14 protein-coding genes are annotated in these 19,974 nt (G+C 54.9%); 5 read left to right on the top strand and 9 right to left on the bottom strand.

What is annotated here, in order from left to right:
- Nucleotides 1–156: 156 nt before the first annotated feature.
- Nucleotides 157–2,589, bottom strand: a complete 2,433-nt coding sequence (locus QP990_RS03820; protein WP_200288982.1) for an AAA family ATPase — start codon at nt 2,587–2,589, stop codon at nt 157–159.
- Nucleotides 2,590–3,258: 669 nt separating this feature from the next.
- Here QP990_RS03820 and QP990_RS03815 point away from each other — a divergent pair.
- Both QP990_RS03815 and QP990_RS03810 read left to right on the top strand, forming a co-directional pair.
- Nucleotides 3,259–8,283, top strand: coding sequence for a DEAD/DEAH box helicase (locus tag QP990_RS03815; protein WP_284798491.1), 5,025 nt, complete (start codon nt 3,259–3,261; stop codon nt 8,281–8,283).
- 240 nt (nt 8,284–8,523) lie between these two features.
- A complete protein-coding gene (locus QP990_RS03810; RefSeq protein WP_200288979.1) occupies nt 8,524–8,763 on the top strand; it encodes a hypothetical protein in 240 nt (79 codons plus the stop codon).
- A gap of 281 nt (nt 8,764–9,044) precedes the next feature.
- Here QP990_RS03810 and QP990_RS03805 read toward each other — a convergent pair whose 3' ends face one another.
- The 8 genes from QP990_RS03805 to QP990_RS03770 all read right to left on the bottom strand — a co-directional run bounded on the left by QP990_RS03805 (nt 9,045) and on the right by QP990_RS03770 (nt 17,071).
- Nucleotides 9,045–10,304 carry a DUF1524 domain-containing protein gene (locus tag QP990_RS03805; RefSeq protein ID WP_284798490.1) on the bottom strand — a complete coding sequence of 420 codons (1,260 nt, stop codon included), beginning with the start codon at nt 10,302–10,304 and terminating at the stop codon, nt 9,045–9,047.
- Nucleotides 10,252–10,791 (bottom strand): DUF262 domain-containing protein, encoded by a 540-nt coding sequence (locus QP990_RS03800; RefSeq protein WP_284798489.1) that lies wholly within the window; start codon nt 10,789–10,791, stop codon nt 10,252–10,254. Before QP990_RS03800 ends, QP990_RS03805 begins: the two co-directional genes overlap by 53 nt.
- A gap of 551 nt (nt 10,792–11,342) precedes the next feature.
- Nucleotides 11,343–12,521, bottom strand: coding sequence for a pyridoxal phosphate-dependent aminotransferase family protein (locus QP990_RS03795; RefSeq protein WP_204608747.1), 1,179 nt, complete (start codon nt 12,519–12,521; stop codon nt 11,343–11,345).
- Nucleotides 12,518–13,255 carry a 6-carboxyhexanoate--CoA ligase gene (locus QP990_RS03790; RefSeq protein WP_234288184.1) on the bottom strand — a complete coding sequence of 246 codons (738 nt, stop codon included), beginning with the start codon at nt 13,253–13,255 and terminating at the stop codon, nt 12,518–12,520. The genes QP990_RS03795 and QP990_RS03790 overlap by 4 nt, the downstream gene beginning before the upstream one ends.
- Before the next feature lie 208 nt (nt 13,256–13,463).
- Nucleotides 13,464–14,054: a hypothetical protein gene (locus tag QP990_RS03785; protein ID WP_284798488.1), complete on the bottom strand. Its 591-nt coding sequence runs from the start codon at nt 14,052–14,054 to the stop codon at nt 13,464–13,466.
- Nucleotides 14,055–14,178: 124 nt separating this feature from the next.
- A complete protein-coding gene (locus QP990_RS03780; protein ID WP_200288975.1) occupies nt 14,179–14,757 on the bottom strand; it encodes a hypothetical protein in 579 nt (192 codons plus the stop codon).
- Nucleotides 14,758–15,023: 266 nt separating this feature from the next.
- A complete protein-coding gene (locus tag QP990_RS03775) occupies nt 15,024–16,790 on the bottom strand; it encodes a DEAD/DEAH box helicase (protein WP_284798487.1) in 1,767 nt (588 codons plus the stop codon).
- Complete coding sequence (locus QP990_RS03770) at nt 16,787–17,071, bottom strand: DUF3039 domain-containing protein (RefSeq protein WP_049361236.1); 285 nt, start codon at nt 17,069–17,071, stop codon at nt 16,787–16,789. Before QP990_RS03770 ends, QP990_RS03775 begins: the two co-directional genes overlap by 4 nt.
- Before the next feature lie 104 nt (nt 17,072–17,175).
- On the opposite strand from QP990_RS03770, the gene QP990_RS03765 reads away from it, so the two are divergent.
- From QP990_RS03765 to dtd, 3 genes are read left to right on the top strand one after another with little or no spacing between them, the layout of a single operon-like run.
- A complete protein-coding gene (locus QP990_RS03765; protein WP_284798486.1) occupies nt 17,176–17,550 on the top strand; it encodes a DUF3099 domain-containing protein in 375 nt (124 codons plus the stop codon).
- A 15-nt stretch (nt 17,551–17,565) separates the two neighbouring features.
- Complete coding sequence (locus tag QP990_RS03760) at nt 17,566–19,137, top strand: class I SAM-dependent methyltransferase (RefSeq protein WP_284798485.1); 1,572 nt, start codon at nt 17,566–17,568, stop codon at nt 19,135–19,137.
- 43 nt (nt 19,138–19,180) lie between these two features.
- The gene (gene dtd / locus QP990_RS03755) at nt 19,181–19,624 is read left to right on the top strand and encodes a D-aminoacyl-tRNA deacylase (RefSeq protein ID WP_239204147.1); all 444 of its coding nucleotides are present in this window, start codon (nt 19,181–19,183) and stop codon (nt 19,622–19,624) included.
- The last annotated feature ends 350 nt before the right edge of the window (nt 19,625–19,974 follow it).

The following is a 19,974-nucleotide window of genomic DNA, read 5'->3' as shown; positions in this document are numbered from 1 at the left end:
TCCTTAACATCCTTCGGAGTCCAACGCGTCACAACTACCTCCCGGTCGAAGTGGCGCATTCACCCCTTGACAGCACGACCCAGCTGGAGTTCTATGTCTCATTAGTGGATCACGACGGTCCCCGATAGTTGCTCGACGTCATCACAGCCGCATTATTCAACATTCGCCCGGAGCTGATGTTAAGGGCGCTCCAATTTCTGCGATGACCTCGTCATCAAGCAACTTCTTAATCTTGACAAAACCGGCTTCGCCGTTGCTCAGACGCCCAGGAATATGCGCAGGAGAAATGATATGAATCAGACACAGCATTTCCCTTACATATCGTCGAAAATCTGGCTCTGAAAGAGTCGGAAGCAGCATAAAATCAAAGTTGCGAAGCTGAAATTCCGAATGAGAATCCGGGTTTAGAAAATTTCTTCCAGCATAATGATCTAAGAACTGAACATATTGTTCGCCACGTGAAGCGAAATAACTACGCACTGCCGGTGATGCTGCCGCCGTGGTCAACCGCTCGCCCAAATGAAAAGTAGTAAAAGCTTCCCAGACTCGGCGGACTTCGTTGGAAGTGGGCAGCACAATGGAGTTTTCGCCACCGATTGTTGCATCAAACATTCCTCGCAACGACTTCTTATACTGATCGATTCTGTCAAAATGAACGCTTTTTAATGTTCCTTCTTCTAGAGTCCAGCTCAATACTCGATCGTCCACAATATCTTTGAAGCATTGTGACAGATCATTAGCAACCGCGATGTCATGCGTAAGAACCAATAGTTTGGCTTCACTCATCTTCTCGAACATCTTAGAACCAATCTGACGAATCAATGACAACGCGCCATACTTGTTCTTGGAATCGAAGCTCGAAATAGGATCATCGAGCACATATAAGGAGTTTTGTTTCAGATTATCGCCAAATCGGTTATGTCGAGCAGTGCTGACAAAGAAGTAACATAACGCGAGCAGATTTTGCTCACCAGTAGAGAGATTTCCGGGTTGGAGTTCTCGTGAGCGATTTGACACTACATACCCTCCACCAATAACAGACTCCAGTTTAATGGTGTCCTTTCCAAAAGCCAGCTGCAGAAGCGCATTGATCTCTGTTGCTGCGTCTTCCGTATTGCTCAGCTTATGACGAAGCGCACCTAGACTTTCAGCCAGCTCTCTCGTCTTACATTTTGCCGAGGTGTAAGTCTTAGATGCAGCTTCTCGGTCTTCATCGGCTTTCTCATAGGCAATAATTTCAGCAGCAGCCTCAGCTCGCGCAATCTGCATATTAAGCTCGGCCGCTTCTGCTTGAAGCTTAGCAATGTTGTTGAACTGCTTATTATGTCGTTCCACAAGCAGCCCTACAGTTTCCAGAGCTTCATTTCTCTTTTTCCATGCATCGGTGTATTCCAACTCACTGATTGAAAACACGGAGGCAGGGTTGTCGATTTTCGCATCAATCGCTTCATTTATGAGCCGTAACTGGTCCTGATACTGTTCGTGAGCAGCAGCCGCGGACTCCAGTTGTTCGTCACCCGCAGAGGCGATTTCGGGAAGCACTAGACTTTCAAGCTGTTCCTCAACTTTGAGACTCTTCAGCTTCTCAATCGACTTTTGTTGATCGATTCGCTCAACTTGGGCCATCAATGAGGTCGCTAATTGTTGGCGAAAGTCGGAGGAAATATCTTGGAAGCAGTGTGGGCAATGTTCTGCACTAGCCTCAACCAATTCTTCAAAGCGCGCAATTAGGGTTTGCTTTCCCAAACTTGCTTCAAAAACCTTGGCGTCAAGTGCTCTTGCATCGCAATCAAGCTCAGGAGCCGAGATTTCTGATGCTACATTTTCGATCTGTTTTATGTTGATCTGCGGAGGTGCCTGAGGTACTACCCATGAAATTCGGTCAGAGGAATACAGTTTGTTTAGCTGCTCTACGAGGTCGGAAAATTCAACCTCCAACTCCCCTTGAGTCTTACCTTCAGCTTTATCTTTCCCAATTATCTTTTTAATAACTTTTGAACGCAGCTGCGTCGATTTATTGTCCAGTGCGATTAGTGATGTTCGCCCTTGCCAGGACTTCTTTGGTTCCTCGCCTTTGCTTGCTTGAAGTACTTTCTTCAGTGCTTTATACGCCGCATCGCCTTCCTTTTCCTTCGAATTCCAGCTCTCTTCGGCAATCACTTCCGCTTGCCGCGCACGAGCCAAAGCTGCTTCCGTTTCATCGATTTCATCTTGCAGGTTTGCCTGCGGACCTAGGAGGATGATCGGCTCAAGCTGTTCAGTGTCTCTAAACCGGAAATTTCTCTGAATGAAAGCGTCATCGAATACGTAAACGTTCTCTGGTGATTCAACGTCCAATCGACTTCCGCTTTGATCGCAAAACGTAACGTCTGCTCCTGGGGTTGTTAATTTTCTAGCGATTGTTGACTTTCCGCTCCCGTTTTCTGCATAAACAATCGCAGCCCCAGATTTGAAGGTTGTTTTCTTCTTGTTCTTATCTTCTCGTGTGAATAGTGGAAGAAGGACTCGTTTTTCTGGAGCATAATCAAACGACAACGTCAAAGACGACAATTTTGTACAGTCGACTACTGTTTGGTTTACCTCGGCCACGGCAGTACTCCGTCCTACGCTACAAACACTTCTCATTGAATATAGTTAATTGACGAGTCGATGTCTCACTCAACATCACAGCCAATTACACCATGGCCGACCTCTACCACTGGTCCCTACTGCGTGTGGAAATGGCTCTGCTCCTCGTAGCCCGCAAAGTCATGGCCAGTGGCTCCTTCCTCCGGTGCTTCCCACGCGTCCTCACCAGGTTCGTCACCTGGACTGACGAAGTCGCAGGACGCCCCGCCCACATCCGAAGGCAGCTTAACGGATTCCCTTCTCCCCACTGAGGACACCAAACTCAGCGCCCTAGCCCACGCCAAGCCAAAGCAATTTAGCTCGACCAACGCCACAGCGGAGCGCGGCGTCGCCGCACTTCTAATCGCGGTCTCCGAGATCATCGCCGTGCCATTCGTAATCGCCCAGATCCAACGTGACTTCGATTTACGCACCAGCCCCCGCTCTCGCGTACCGATACCCTCCACAACTATCTTTACGATGCCGCCATCCTCTCCGGCCGCCCTTTGAGCACCTACCTCATCTCTCAAACACGGCAGAGCATGATGAGGAATGCAGGGCTCTACTAATGACTCAAGTCATCCACCCCGGCTGTACAACATCGCCACCATTTGGAAGTGGAGAACTCATGTGTAGTCCATAATGGACACCATGCCTGCTTTTGGTGAAGTCCTAACCCAGCTCCGTGAAAATCAGCCTCAAGGCTCGTACGGCATTAAGTTCGAGAAATTAATGGTCAACTACTTCCGAACCGATCCCGTCCTCCAGGAGCAGTTCTCGGAAGTCAGCCGTTGGAGCGATTGGGAGTTCAACGGCGGTATGCAAGACACCGGCATCGACCTCGTTGCCCGGCGCGCCGATGACGACGCGTGGGTTGCCATCCAGTGCAAGTTCTACAAGCCGGATACCTATATTCAGAAGCGTCACCTCGATTCCTTCTTTGAGGCATCCGGACACTCGTTTACTACAGACAAGGGCACAGAATCCTTCGCACAGCGGATCATCATCTCCACGTCGGAGCGATGGTCAAAGAATGCTGAAGCGATGCTGGAGCACCAGCTCATCCCGACCAACCGTATCGGCACGGCAGCGATTGCAGAATCCCCTATCAACTGGGATGTGACCTTCCCGGGTTCTGAGATCGAAATTAACCTCACCCGTCGCGAGGTTTTCTCCCCGCGTCCGCACCAGCAAGAAGCGATCTCGAAGGCTATCGCAGGCTTTGAAACACACGATCGTGGAAAGCTCATCATGGCGTGCGGTACGGGAAAGACGTTTACCGCCCTGCGTCTGGCGGAGCAGTATGCAGAAAACAACGGCGGGCGTGCCCGAGTCCTCTTCCTCGTTCCCTCCATCTCCTTGCTCTCGCAGACGTTAAAAGAATGGACCGCACAGAACCAGGAGCACCTGCCTCTGAAGTCCTACGCAGTCTGTTCGGATACGAAGGTCTCCAAGAAGGCTGAAGACATTGCCTCCTATGACTTGGAGGTTCCGGTCTCTACCAACGGCAAGGACATTGCCGAGCGCACCGCGCAGGGCAAGCGCCGAAAAGGCCTCAATGTCGTCTTCTCCACGTACCAGTCCATTAAAGCCATCCACGAGGCTCAAACGCTCGGCATGGACGACTTCGATCTCGTCATCTGCGATGAAGCTCACCGCACCACCGGCGTCACCCTCGCAGGCGAAGACGCCTCAAACTTCGTGAGAATTCACGACGCAGACTACATAAAGGCAAACAAGCGCCTTTACATGACGGCCACTCCCCGACTCTTTGACGACACCGTAAAGGGCAAAGCCGAAGAGCACTCCGCCGAGCTCGCCTCCATGGATGACGAGGCAGTCTACGGTCCAGAGTTCTACCGTCTCGGTTTCGGCGAAGCCGTGGACAAGGGTCTACTCACCGACTACAAGGTCCTCGTCATGACGGTCGAGGAAGACATCGCCGCCGACGTCCTAGCCGCCAACCCCACCAACGAAATCAACCTCACCACCGCCTCCGCCATGATTGGCGCCTGGAACGGCTTGGCCAAGCGCTCCGGCGCCGAGCAAGACACCAAGTCCGGCTTTGAAGCGAACGCCCACCCCATGCGCCGTACCGTCGCCTTCGCCAAGGACATCAAGGCTTCGAAGACCATCCAGGAGACCTTCCCCACGCTCATCCGCCAGTACCAAGAGCAGCTCAAGGACCACGCGGCGAGCAATGACGTAAGCATGCTTAACATCGATCTTCAGGTCGCCGTTGAGCACGTCGATGGCACTATGAACGCCCTCGAGCGCGGCAACAAGATCTCGTGGCTTGAGTCCTCCATCCCCGAGGACGAGACCCGCATCCTCACAAACGCACGCTGCCTGTCCGAGGGCGTGGACGTCCCCGCCCTCGATAGCGTCATCTTCTTCCACCCGCGCAATTCCATGGTCGACGTCGTCCAGTCCGTCGGCCGCGTCATGCGCAAAGCCGAAAGCAAGGACTACGGCTACATCATCCTGCCCGTCGCCATTCCGCCGGGAGTCTCCCCGTCCCAGGCCCTCAACAACAACACGCGCTTCCGCGTGGTCTGGCAGATCCTCAACGCCTTGCGCGCCCACGATGACCGCTTCAATGCGAAGGTCAACTCGATTGCGCTCAACGAGAAGGTCGAGCTTCCCATCGATGTTCAGCCCGTGCCGAACCCGAAGCCAGATGACAAGCCTGCCGACGACGATCCGGCCACAACCAAGAAGAAGCTCAATGCTTCCGATGACTCCCCAACCGGCCAGTCCGAAAATTCCAGCGAGCAGGAACTCACCGCGGAGCAAATGACGCTGTTCTCCCTCGAGGCCTGGCAAGAGGCCATGTACGTCAAGCTGGTCGACAAGGTCGGCACGCGTACCTACTGGGAAGACTGGGCTGACGATGTCGCCACTATCGCCGAAGCACAAATCGCTCGCATCAAGGCACTCATCAATGCTGCGGACGACACCATCCGCAAGGAATTCGAGGTCTTCATCGAGGGACTACGCGGTAACCTCAACGACTCCATCACCGAGGACGAAGCCATCAGCATGCTCTCACAGCACCTCATCACCGCCCCGGTCTTCAACGCTCTCTTCACCGAGCACGACTTCGCCGCGCACAACCCGGTCGCCCGCGTCATGCAGCGCATGGTCGACGCACTCTCGGACGCCAAGCTCGAATCCGAGACCGAATCCCTCACCAAGTTCTACGAGTCCGTGCGCGTGCGCGCCTCCGAGGTATCCTCCGCATCCGGCAAGCAACAAGTCATCAAGGACCTCTACGAACGATTCTTCCGCAAAGCCTTCAAGAAACAGTCCGAGGCCCTCGGCATCGTTTACACTCCAGTCGAAATCGTCGACTTCATCCTCCGCTCCGCCGATCAAATCTCCCGCTGGCACTTCGGCAAGGGCCTTACCGACAAAGGCGTCCACATCCTCGACCCCTTCACCGGCACCGGCACGTTCATGGTCCGTCTCCTCCAGTCGGGTCTCATCGAACCCGACGACCTCGCCCGCAAGTACGCGACCGAGCTCCACGCCACTGAGATCATGCTACTCGCCTACTACGTCGCCGCAGTCAACATCGAAACGACGTATAACGCACTCCAAGCAGAGCGTGCCCAGCGCAACGAAGAACGAGATCCCGACTACATCCCGTTCGACGGCATCGCACTCGCGGACACTTTCCAGATCCACGAAGAAGGCGACATTCTCGACCTCAAGGTCTTCAAGGAAAATAACGCAGCCATCCAGCGGCAGATTGATGCGCCAATTAACATCATCATCGGCAACCCGCCCTACTCCGTAGGCCAGACGAGCGCGAACGATAACAACGCGAACCTGAAGTACCCGACGCTCGACAAGCGCATCGAGGAAACATTTGCCCGGAACTCCTCAGCCACGAACAAGAACTCTCTCTACGACTCCTATCTTCGTGCATTCCGCTGGTCCATCGACCGAATCGGTACACACGGCGTCATGGCATTCGTGTCCAACGGCGGATGGATCGATGGCAACACCGCCGACGGCGTGCGTCTTTCGCTAGACGACGAACTCAGCGACATTTACGTGTACAACCTTCGCGGTAATGCTCGTACTGCAGGCGACGTTCGCCGACAAGAAGCAGGCAACGTCTTCCGTGACGGCGGACGCACAACTATCGCGATCATCATTGCAGTCAAGCGGGAAATCCCCGACGATGTCTGTATCCACTACCGCGATATTGGCGACTACCTCAGTGCAGACGAAAAACTTGCGATTGTTGATCGCTCCACATTCGACAACATCGATTGGCAAATTATTGACCCCAATATTTACGGAGACTGGCTCAATCAGCGCGATGAAGACTTCGAGACGTGGCCTGTCCTAGGCGACAAGAACTCAGATGACATTCCAGCAATCTTCAAAAATTTCTCTGCAGGTTTAAAGACTGCCCGTGATTCGTGGTGCTATGGGTCAACGCCTTCAGCTGTCACCAGCCAAATGCAGACTTTAATAACGACCTACGATGCTGCGCGCGGCGAGTTTAGGGACTGGATTCAAAGCGCAAGAATTACCAAACCCCGCGAGACTGACGTCAATGCATTCCTTGCCAAACGTCCAGAATATGCTGACCTATCCAAGATCTCCTGGAATCGCAGTCTTAAACAACAGCTGGCGGGCAATAAGATCATCAGCTTTGATGCGAGCCGCATCATGAAATCGCTGTATCGACCTTTCCATGTTCAATTCGCCTATTTCCACCAACCCGTAAATGACATGGTCTATCAACTGCCGCATCTGTTTCCGACTCCTACAAATAGCAATTTTGGCTTCTACATTGTTAATCCCGGCAGCGCAAAACCTTTTTCGGTACTCGCAACCGATAAACTCTTCGACCTATCCATGTGGGGCTCCAATGCAGGCCAATTCTTCCCTCGCTGGACCTGGGAACCCATCGAGGCGCCGGAGGATGAGCTGGACTTTGGGATGGCGGCATCGGAAGGCTCGGAGCCCGGTACGGAAGGAGAAGTCCTCGATGGATACCGACGCGTGGACAACATCACGGACGAGATTCTTGGGATTTACCGCGAGGCGCTGGGCTCGGAGGTGACGAAAGACGACATCTTCTACTTCGTCTACGGACAGCTGCACGACCCCGGGTACCGAGAGAAGTACGCCGCGGACCTGAAGAAGATGCTGCCGCATATCGAAACGCCGACGTCGCGGGCGCGGTTCGACCAGCTGGCTGCCGCCGGCCGGGAGCTCATGGATCTGCACGTGAACTACGAGGACGTGGAGCCGTGGCCGGTCACGGTGGAGGTGAAGGCATCGGCGGACGAGAACGACCGCGAGACCTGGCGCGTGCAGAAGATGAAGTGGGCGAAGAAGAAAGCCCCAGAGACGGGTAAAAACGTCAACGACGTTACGACTCTCGTCTACAACAAGTCCGTGACCGTACGCGATATCCCGGCGGAGACGGACGAGTACATGCTCGGCTCGCGGTCCGCGCTGGCGTGGATTATCGACCGGTACAAGGTAAAGAAGGACAAGGCATCGGGAATCATCAACGACCCCAACGACTGGGCTGACGAGGTGGGAAATCCGCGGTACATCGTGGACCTCATTGCGAAGGTCACGCGTGTGGCGGTGGAGACTGTACGAATCGTGCAAGGAATCAGGGAGGTTGGCGAAGATAAGTAGCCCTGGGGGACGTGCCATCGATTTAACCGGGGTTGAGCCTGCGCCTCAGTACAGCGCGGGCGCTTCCTCTTTTAGTCTCTGAAAGAATCATTTCAAGGCCACCAAATCTGCTCGGCGAGACAGCGTATGTCTCGCACACGCAGGTGGCTGGCCGAGGCTAGCTGTATGTCGTAATGCCAGATAAAATAAGTTCTAACTTTTGACTCAGACCTTCGCCGATTAGGAAAGGTGGACAGAGCCATGAATCGTAAAGATGCAGCACGTAAGCGTCTTCTTGAAAACGCTCAAAAGTCTGCCGCCTCTGTCGAAGGACTTAGCGACAACGAACTTGCTACAGCAGCCTACCGTCGGCTTCTCCGCACAATCGATGCTCAATCTGAGCCCCTTGATCCCGATGCTGCGGAAGCGTTTGCTCATGAAGAATTCGCCACTATGCGAATGGAAAAGAGGATCCGTACCGCCTTGGGAGCAGGTAAGTGACCGAAGAGCTTCAGCAGATAGCAGCACACAGAAAGCTGCATCTGGTTGTTGATACTAACCTCTTCATATCGTCTTTGCTGTCACCTCGCGGCTCCGAGCGCGCACACCTTTCGTCACTTTTGTGACTCCTCCGGAAGAGCCCCTAAACAACGACCACCCCGCCTGACCACATCGGTGGTAAAGACCGAGGGCTCTTACTGGCGGGGCGGAACCTTTGAATTAAGGATACCCAATGGGGTTCTTCACGGATGACCTTGACGAGGTCGTCGAGCGCGATTGTCCTAGTTCTCGATCAAATTCCACTGGTCGAGGTAATCGATGAGCCCATTTATAATGGCGCTCTTTCGCTCGACGATGTTTTCCTCGGTGAAATCTTCCTGCTGGCTTGCGATCGATTGAAGCTCCTGATTCTTCGTTCCGGCCTTCTCGACGCCATTCGCTGTGGTGTAGCCGGTGTAGTAGCGAGTCTTGTCCTCAAAACGGTAGTCAGAAGCCCGAATATTGATATTCTTTTCGAGGAAGGCTTTATTGCCCAGCGACTCAAGCAATCCCTTCGACGAAAGGGAATTCTCCTTATTTGCTCGGGCCCGAGAGTAGATGTGTTCAATCTCGAGCTTCGTATCATTGTCCAGCACGGTCTGACTGGGCTGTTCAAACGCCCACCACAGGACCATGGACTTAGTGATCGGGCGATTGTTGCTGAACGTGAAGGAATTCAACTGCTCAATCAACTGCTGGCGATCAAAGCGATAATTTTCGAAAGTTACCTTTTCGTCGTTAACGATTGAAATCATCGCGGGGAACAGAGGCGTTCGAAGTGCGTTGACACCGGGGCGGTGAACGGCATAAGCAAATATGAAGCCAGTTATAAGAGCAAGGAAGTCGAAGAATTTTTCTTCTTCGAGATTCCCATTCTCGTCACGGTTCTTGAGGAAGTACACGGAGACGATATAGGTCCACATGCTGTTCGGGGCGTAGCTCAAGACATACAGGCGTTTATTGACGCGTTCCGAAAACTCTTCTTGCTGGTCGACTCTGTCCCAGAAGGCAACGAGGGATTCAAGGTCTTCAAGCGATTCTTCTTTCTTCAACAACGCATAGGAATCACGTTCATAGAAGTCACGCAGGCCTTCCGTTGTAGTTGTCCTGATTCCCTTCAATGCTCGCTGGTAATACATGTACCGCGTAAAAAGCTCATCCATGGGATTGTTATTTCCACGGGTATGCGAGAACACACGTGTAGCGGTCTCTTCAAGCGCTTTCCACCGCTCGATAAATCCCTCTTTCTCGTTCTTTGCGGTGAAGTACTTATAGAATTGCGACTTAAAAATATCAGCGTCTGCCAGTGGCAGGCCGCGATCATTCAGTGTCGAGAAAATCCGAAGAGCCGTGTCTTGTGACTCGGCCTCGATGGGCAGAAGAATAACTTTCTTGAGAATTCGGTTAGCCAACCGCGCTGTGTATGACGGATATTCGTTGATGAACCGATCAACACGCCACTCGAAATAGGAGTAGCTTTTTCGCATACGCGCTGTGCGCACCGTCGGGAATTTTCCCCTCGTTGAGGATAAAACGGAATTCATCCTTATCGTCATCAGAAGCTACTTCTGAATCAATGCGCAGCTGATCAGGAATGCGATCACCAAACTCAGTAGTACGCCAAATGCATTGAGCAATCTCGCGGAAGGTGGTTTTCGAGTTCGGATCTTGCATGTACTGGAACTTCTCGTAGAACGCACGCAGCAAAAGCATAAGCGTCGTTAGACGCTGCTGACCATCAATGACTTCCAATTGCCCTGCATCATTGCGGAAAGTAACAATCGGCCCCAGAAAATATTCATCGCTGGGGTCAAACGCGTCTGCGTTACCCTCCGGAATGCAAAACGCTTCAATGTCGTCCCACAACGTTGCGCATTCGTCTTCAGTCCATGCATACGGGCGTTGGTAATCCGGAATGAGAAAGCTCGTCGTAGTGGTTTGATTAATAAGTGCCGAAACGGACTTCTGATCGACGCTGAGTTTAGACATCTAGGTTCCTCTGTGAATTAGATAGCGAAAAGGGAACTTACAGGGCAGAGAAAGTGGTCGCCTGTACTGGACTAAATATAACTTGTCACGGCTACGCCAGGGCGTGACCCCTGCAAAGTAGACAAGGTGAGGGCAGTTATGCCGCCTTGGTCAGTGTAATAGATTGGGCTTCAAAGACATCGGGCGATATCTGTCCGCACCATGAGTGCCGGAGCTGTGTGTTGTATCTGATGCACCACCGAAATACCTCCTGCCGGCATTGCAGCGGATAGGAGAAGACTTTGCGTCGTGCTTTTCGGGCACCGTCCCTCTCGTGAAATCCATGGTGCGTGAGCGCAAGACGCCAGGCTTCACGCAGTTTTCCATCCTCTTCCACGCCGTCTGCGCCATCGCTTTGCCGTAATAGTCGTAGCGCTGCTAACCAAAGAGTTTCTCAACATCTTTACCGCCCCAGGGTTTAGTGCCTCCGGCCATCACATCATCTGGCAGGCAGCACTGATGGAACTAACTCTCATCGTCATGGTTACTTTGTGGTGAGCGCCGCGGTCACACTATTGAGGCGCGGGGCCTACGGCATCGACAATGAGCGCAATATCACCCTCGGAGTAGTCGGCATGAGCTGTAAGTCTTAGCAAAGCCTGTCCGAGCGGTACCGACGGATAGCGGATCGGAGAAACAATTACTCCCCTTTCAGCCGCCTGTGCCGCACGTTCCATAGCTGCGTTCTCAGCGCCTACCGGCAAGACGATAATAGGCGCGGGCGAGTCCACCACTTTCCATCCGTTCGCCCGCAGACGCTGCCGAAGGTTGTGTACGACGCGGGCAAGCCGTTGCACTCGCGAAGGAACGAGAGCTAACGCCGCGCTAATAGCAGCCGCTTGCGATGGCGGCATGGACGTTGAGAAGATATAGCTACGGCAGCGTTGGCGGCATAGCTCGATAAGTGGCTCACTGCCCGCGACGAAAGCGCCCGCCACCCCTAAGGCTTTGCTCGCGGTACCGATATAGATATCCGGCAAGGGCAAATCGAAATGCTCACAAACGCCGCGTCCATTTCTGCCAAGTGTGCCGATCCCGTGCGCATCATCGATCATCAACCAGGCGTTGTAATCCTGAGCAAGTTCCTGAAGCGCATGGAGATTCGCAAGCTCGCCGGACATGGAAAATACGCCGTCACTCACAATCAATCGGCGCTCCGATGCATCGGCAGCAAGCTGCTCTTCTAAGGTTTTCACGTCGAGGTGCGGATAAACAGATGACCGGACCCCTTGGTAGCTCGACTTGGCCAGCCGGATGCCGTCGATGATGCTCGCATGATTATCAGCGTCAGAGAAAATAGAAAGTCTCTCGCCACAATCTCGCGCAGCTGCAGCAAGCGCAGGGATTACTCCCATGTTGGCGTGGTAACCCGAACCGAACACGAGCGCTGCTGGCGCACCGACAAACCCAGCCAGATCACGCTCGAGCGCGACGTGATAGTCACTCGTACCCGTAGTAAGACGCGATCCTCCTGACCCCACCCCGGCACGCAGCGTTGCTTCGTGGGCCGCGTCGGCAAGCGCGCGATTCGTCCCGAGCCCCAGGTAATCAGACGATCCCGCAAGCAGCGTTTCACGTCCATCGACCACGGTGCGCGGACTTTGACTACCGCTAATGACCCTTTCGGTTCTTTCCAGACTACGCTCACACCACGAAGCATTGGAACTGAATGCCCAGTCTTCCAGGCTCATTGCCAAGAACCTTCCACAAGGACAGGCTTTTCACGCAGCCACTGCTCTGTCTCCGGAAGTGCACTAAGTGCGCCTGAATAGAACAAGACACGTCCACCTTGTTTCCCGCCTTCAGCCTTGACGTTGCGCAAAGCCGTATAGGAACCTTCGACCGCGACATAACCGGTGGTGTAGCTCGGGTCATCGGAAATACAGACTTCCGCGACAATGCCCGGCGCAGCAAGAGCCTTGGATGCTAAAGCAACGGCATCAGCCCGATGGTTCTTCGACTCTGCATGAGGGGAATCAGCCCAATCAAATGTTCCCACCCGAACACCACGTTGCCCATGAGTGTCTAGACGCTCACCGGTTTCAGCGCAGACGATGCTCGCACCGCGCATATCGCGGGTGCGGTACAGAAGCTCGATACCTCGGCGGGCTGCGCTCTCGGAAACTCGGTTGTCCTTAGCGAGCACGTCCATCATCACCGTTTGTGCAGACTCCGGGTTCTCACAGTCCCGTGTACTAACCTTCAAGGCACTTACATGAGCAATGTCACTTACTGCAACCACCCTCGTAGCAATGTTGATGGAATCCGGCACGCCCTTCTCGTGCCGCAACGCACGAGTGGCAAGCTCTGAGCTCACGCGAGGAACAAGGTGTGGTTCCACGATGCGTTCAGCACCCGAGATATGCCTGCCCTCAAGGCTTGCACGCATCTTAATGCTCATCAGCACAGTCAAGGTTTCTGCCATACAGGTATCGTAGCCCAGCATCTTGAACACCGTTCAATAATTATCAAAACAGGGTTAATCCCCTCTCCTAGTTCCGCTTGGAAACGCCATTACCGATTCCAAGTGACAGTGCGACTTCCACGTGACACTAAGAACCCCACGTACCTTCCAACCACATATGTGGTCGGGGCTCGTGGGGGTTGCTTAGTGCAGTGTGTTGGGATTTCCCCTACTGCTGTGGTGCGGTGCCCAGGGTGTCCTCCATGCAGGCCTGCTGCTGGGCAGGGTCCTGCATGTTCAGGCACTTGTCGGCGCCAGTGTCACCGAGGATCTTCACGCCGAAGGCCATGATGGCGATGGTGCCGGCCAAGGCGAAGATAGAGGTAACCAGGCCGACGACGGACATCCAGGTGCGGCGCAGCTCCTTCGGGCGCTTGCGGCCGACAACCAGCGCGATGATGGAGACGATGATGCCGATTGGGCCAAGCAGCAGCGGCGGAACAATCAGCAGCAGGGACAGCAGCGCGATGATGCCGATGACCATCGCCCAGATAGCAACTGCGTTCTTCTTTGCCGGCTGGCTGTCGACACCAGCGTAGGCCGGGTAGTCGGCGCCAGCGGCGGTTGCGTTCGTGCCGTAAGCACCGTAGGAGGCGTGGTCGTGAGCGGTGTTGTCTACGCCGTAGTTGTTTGCGTCGTGGGTGTGCTCCTCGTTGGCCTTGGAGGTTGCCTCACCGTAGAAGGGCAGCTTGCCGGTGCTGTCGCTGCTAAATGGGTTATTCGCGTTGTCCGGGTTCTCTGGGTTGTTCGGGGTGGTCATGTGGTTGGCCTCCTTGAGGCAGCCCAAATTGCGTGCTCTTTATCGAATATGTGCGTCTAATAACTTATGCGTTTGTAATCGCTTTCGGCCAGGTTACTTACGGAACCTGTGAAATCACTGGCAACTACCGAGTGGCCGAGTTTGTGGGCGGTCGGGCCGCGGCAAGTCTTGCGCACCTCCACATGGATGGTGCCATGGGTGGACAGATGCGATATTCGGCGTTTGGGAAACGCCTAGTTTGAGTAGAACCGTTCAAGGAATCTTCCATGCAGGCTTGCTTTTGCGCTGGGTCCTCGATGGTCGCGCACATTTCAGGGTCAGGCGTCATCGTCCAACCAATGTGCGTATACAAGTAAATTAAGAAAGCAACGGACAAGATTAAAGCGATAATTGAGGTAATCAAGCCGGCGATGGACATCCAGGCGCGGCGCAGCTCTTTTGGTCGCTTCTTGCCTTTTAGCAATGCGATGATGGAGACGATGATGCCAATCGGCCCCAGCAGCAGCGGTGGAACAACTAGGAGCAAAGACACCAGCGCAATGATGCCGATAACGAGAGCCCACACCGCAATCACGCTTTTCTTTTCGGCCGGGGAATAGCCGTATCCGTCACCGCCACCGGCAAAGGCCGGGTATACCGCGCCTTCGGTACTGTCGGGATTCCTTCCGTTGCTCGGGGTGTGAGGATCGTTCGGGGTGGTCATACGATTGGCCTCCTTGAGTGCAGCCCAAAAGCCTTAATCGTGTTATTGCTAATCGTTCTATTGCTTTTAACTACGTTACCCACGCTGGCTGCGCATTGTACGGCGATCGCTTTCTGGTAGAGCGCAGAAAAGGCCGGGCTGGGTGCACTCCGCGCTAGGAGCGCACCGGGCTAGGAATGCACCGCACGAAAGGTACTGGAGTACTGTCCCAATCCGGCCTTGCTTGACCTTGACTTTGACCATGACCGTCTACCACGTCGCGACACCTACCACTTGCGCAGGTATTCTATGCGCTCGCGTAGCTGGTCGGCGTTGCACAGCGCGGTGGGCGGTCCACCGCAGGCCTTACGGACCTCGGTGTGAATCGCACCGTGCGGGCGCCCTGAGCGCTGCGCGGCAATGGAAACCACCGTGTTGAGCTCCTTGCGCAGCTGGCCTAGCTCGTCGACGACTCCGGTATCGCTTGACTCAGCCTCCGCAGCCTTCTTCCGCGGAGCTGGGGCATACTCCATGCCATAAAGCTTGCGACGGTGAGCTTCCTCGGCCTCAGCGGCGCGTCGCGCCTTTTCCTCCGCTTCGCGGCGGTCCATTTCCTCAGATTGTTTCTTGCGCAGCAGATCCTTGACCTGGTCCGCATCGAGCAGCCCGGGAATACCAAGGAAGTCGGCTTCCTCATCGGTGGTCATATCCCCGGTATTGAACTGAGAACCGTTATACAGCAGGCCCGAGAACTCTGCCTCGGCACCAAGCGACTCATAAGACTTCTCCAGCATGTCCGGTTCGGTCTTCTTCTGATTCGCTTGCTCTAGCAGCTCATCGTCCCAGCCCTCCTTGTCCGGCTTTTCCTCACCCAAAACGTGATCGCGGGACTTTTCCATATTTTCGGCCAAGCCCAGCAAGACAGGCACCGAGGGAAGGAAAACGGACGCCGTCTCACCCGGCATGCGCGAGCGCACGAAACGGCCAATGGCTTGGGCGAAAAATAGTGGGGTCGATGCGGACGTCGCATACACGCCCACTGCTAGGCGCGGGACGTCCACTCCCTCGGACACCATGCGCACAGCCACCATCCACTCATCGGTGGACTCAGAAAACTCCTGAATGCGATCAGAGGAGCCGGGATCATCAGACAAAATCACCGACACCGGAGTATTGGACAGCTGTTTGAGGATCTTGGCGTACGCGCGTGCGGTCGTCGTATCCGACGCCAACACGAGGCCACCGGCATCCGGCATATTGCGCCTCATTTGCATGAGCCGGGTATGCGCTGCCTGCAGCACTGCAGGGATCCATTCGCCCTTGGGGTCCAACGCGGTGCGCCACGCACGGGCGGTTTGCTCCGCATTCATAATGTCACCCAAGCGCGCGGCATGTTCCTCGCCAGCCGAATCCCGCCAGCGGGCCTCGCCGGAGTAAGAGAGGAAGACAACGGGGCGCACGACGCCGTCGGCAAGCGCATCGCCATAGCCATAGGTATGGTCCGAGCGAGAGACCTTGTGTCCCTCCCCGTCATCTACATACTGAACAAAGGGAATGGGCGAGTCATCGGAACGAAACGGCGTACCCGTCAGCGCCAAGCGATGGTTAACGTCATCGTAGGCCTCCTTGACACCATCACCCCAGCTCTTGGCATCACCGGCGTGGTGAATCTCATCCAGGATCACCAAGGTGCGCCGGGCAGAGGCCACCGCGCGGTGCTTGAAGGGGTGCATTCCTACCTGCGCATAGGTCACCACAATGCCATCCATCGAGGGATTGACAGCAGAAGAATTGCTAAACGCAGGATCCAACGCTAAACCTACTCGCGCGGCAGCGCTAGACCACTGGGTCTTGAGGTGTTCGGTAGGCACCACCACGATAACGCGTTCGACCGTGCGGTCCTCCATAAGCTCGGTTGCGATGCGCAGCGCGAAGGTAGTTTTGCCGGCGCCCGGAGTCGCCACCGCCATAAAATCCTGCGGCTTAGTGGCGAGGAATTTATCAAGGGCGGATTGCTGCCAAGCGCGAAGGTTAGTCTTTTTAAAAGTCCTCACTTGCGGCGCAGACCCTTATACACACGCTCACAATCGGGGCACACCGGAGAACCCGGCTTTGCCTGCTTGGTCACCGGGAAGGTCTCGCCGCACAAGGCAACGACATACTTGCCGTTGACCGCGGAATCGAGGATGTGATCCTTTTTGACGTAATGGAAGAACTTCGGCGTGTCATTATCCGTCGTCGAAGTGTCTTCACGAATATCTGGCCGTTCAATTGTCTTCGTAGTCGTAGTCACGCCCTCTATTTTGCCGCATCGGCATCGAACTTTGCGAGTCATGCGTCTACCCTTGGAGAACATGGACACCTCATGCACGCCAGCCACTGCGCCCCTTTCCCCATATCGAGGGATGACTACCGCGCGCGAGGGGAGCCGAGTTTAGGTTGTTTGGCAAAAAAGAGCGCTACCTCATCACAGATGCCAAGCTCACGCCTGGCCAGGACCGTAAGCGCCGCGAAATTCAGTACGGAATCTTCCAGTTCTTGCGCGTTCCTTCCTTGCTCATCGCCGGCTTTTTCCTCTATATGCATTGGTGGCTGCTAGCCGCAATCGTTGTGGGCGTGACTTTTCCCCTCCCGTGGATCGCCGTGGTAATTGGCAACGGCCGGGGAGAAAAGAAAGACAAGCGCGAAAAGAACGTGTACAAGCCAGCCATGAACCGGCAGCTTTATAGCCAAGCCCACGCCCCACAGATATCCGGCGGCACCGCCCGGCCCATTGAGGCACACCACGACATCATCGATCACGAAGAAGAGTAAAGGATTCCTGCCCACATGACGACCGCTTTTGGCCCCGACTTTGATGCCCCCGCGCTAGCCAAGCTGGCCCCTGAGCTTTCCGACGTCTTTACCGCCGCAGGTTTTACTACCGATGGCGTAGCCGGGCACCTAGGTCCGGAGGTTACCGAGGCCCTCTTCCGCGGCGAACCCGCACCAGTTGCGCTCGCCGCGCACAGCGAATCTCAGATGGACTTGTTGATCCGCTTTTTCCTCCTGCATCAACACCTGCCGGCCACGCTTTTGGGCGAGGCGGTAGGCGCGCGCCTGGCTACTCAGTTGCTGGATGCCAATGTTGCGCTTGCCGACGCCCATGGCAAGGCCTACATTGCCCTCGATATCCGCCCCCACACCATCGTTGGCGCCAACCGTCTCATCTTCTCCGACGTCGACGCCTCCTTGGTCGACCACGTACCTGGTCCAGACCATGTGCTTGGCGTTGGCGCGGCAAGCCTCTCCCTGCTGCAATCCACGCCAGTAAGCCCAGTGGGCAGCGTTTTAGATCTAGGCACTGGCTCGGGCGTCCAATTGCTGGGGCAGCTCGATTGCGCTGAAAAGATTACCGCCACCGACGTGCATGAGCGTGCGTTGGAATTGGCCGAGGCTACCATTGCCGCTACTGGCGATAGCGAGAAAGTGGAATTGCTCCCTGGGTCATGGTTTGAGCCCGTAGCTGGTCGCCGCTTTGACCGTCTAGTAGCTAACCCGCCTTTTGTTGTAGGCCTTCCCGAAGTGGGCCACGTCTACCGCGATTCCGGATTAAACCTCGACGGAGCCAGTGAATTGGTTGTCTCTCAAGCCACCGATCACCTGACGCCCGGCGGAACCGCTCACCTTCTGGCTGCATGGGTACACACCAGTGGCGAAACATGGCAGCAACGCGTTGCTTCCTGGTTGCCGGATAAAGGGATCGCCGCCTGGGTCATTCAGCGCGACGTTGCCGATCCCGCACTTTATGTGTCCACCTGGCTCGAAGATGAATCCCTCGATATTCGCTCCCCTGAGGGGCAAGAGCGCTCTCGCGCCTGGCTCGAACATTTCCAGGAACACGAAGTAAACGGCATTGGTTTTGGTTTCGTAGCTATTCAACGCATCGGTGACGATGAGCCTGCAGATATCTTGGCCGAAGAAATGCCGCAGGCCTTCAGCGATCCGCTTGGCCCCGAAGTGGAAGAATACTTTGCCCGTGTGGCGTGGCTGCGCGATCTTGTGCCGGGAGAACTGCAGGGAAAGCACTTCCAAGTAAGGCCCGGCTTGGCACGCGAAGATATCAGCACCCCAGATGAAGATTTGGGACAGGGATTCACCCGCGCCGCCTTGCGCCTAACCCGCACAGACGGCCCGCGTTGGAGCCACGAGGTAGATGAACACATTGCCGCAATTGTCGCTGGTCTCAACCCACAGGGTCTGAACCTAGAAGAGACAATTGGGCTGTATGCGGCGGCGCACGGATTCGATGAGGAAGAACTCACCGCCGCTGCCCTCCCCGCAGTCATCGATATGGTCCGCCACGGTCTGCTTATCCCAGCAGATCTCCTCTTGGACACCGGTTCAACGAACCTTAGCTGATACCGCATTTTCAACCCACTGGATAGATAAGGAGAAGTAAGCGGTGCGCGCAGTTTTGACTCGAGTTTCAGAGGCCACAGTAACCGTCGATGGAGAGACCGTCGGGGCCATTGATTGTCCCGATACCGGCGGTCTTCTCGCGCTCGTCGGCGTCTCGCGCGAGGATATGGATGATTGGCAGCCTCGAGCAGAGAAAATGGCGCGCAAAATTGCAGAACTGCGCATTCTTGACGGCGAGGTCTCGGTGATCGATGCCGCAGCTCCGGTACTAGTAGTGAGCCAATTTACTTTGTATGGTCGCACTGCCAAGGGGCGACGCCCTTCATGGGCGGATGCCGCGCCAGGTCCGGAAGCTGAGCCGGTTGTTTCAACGATTATCAACCACCTCAAGGAACGCGGCGTGTCAGTAGAAACAGGCCAATTCGGGGCTAAAATGCGCGTCTCTTCTGTAAATGAAGGCCCTTTCACCGTTTTAGTTGAGACGTAATTTGCGCGCCCTTCTCCCGCCCCAACGATCCTCAAAACGTATTAAGCAGGACTTTCATTAGAGCACTTGTGACTGGTGCCACTCTCGGTGAAATTATATGGAACAAGCCATAAAGAACGGCAGATTGCAAATTTTTCGAGAGTGATAAATGCCCTACCTGTAGTGCAATAATTTATTATCATCCTGCAAGTTTCTGTTCTATACTGAAGGCACAGCGAAGCAAAAGGGCTGGACAAGCAGGATGAGAGAACTTTTCTCAAGGTCCTACTAACGCAAAGTTGAATGAGAATTTTTTCTCAGTCACGGTTGCAGAAGCCCAAACGCTTCGGCCGACCAACTAGATGTAGGAA

Origin of the sequence: Corynebacterium sp. MSK071, from assembly GCF_030232125.1 — a bacterium.
GTDB classification, from domain to species: domain Bacteria; phylum Actinomycetota; class Actinomycetes; order Mycobacteriales; family Mycobacteriaceae; genus Corynebacterium; species Corynebacterium kefirresidentii.
This window is presented reverse-complemented; position numbering and strand designations above follow the sequence as displayed.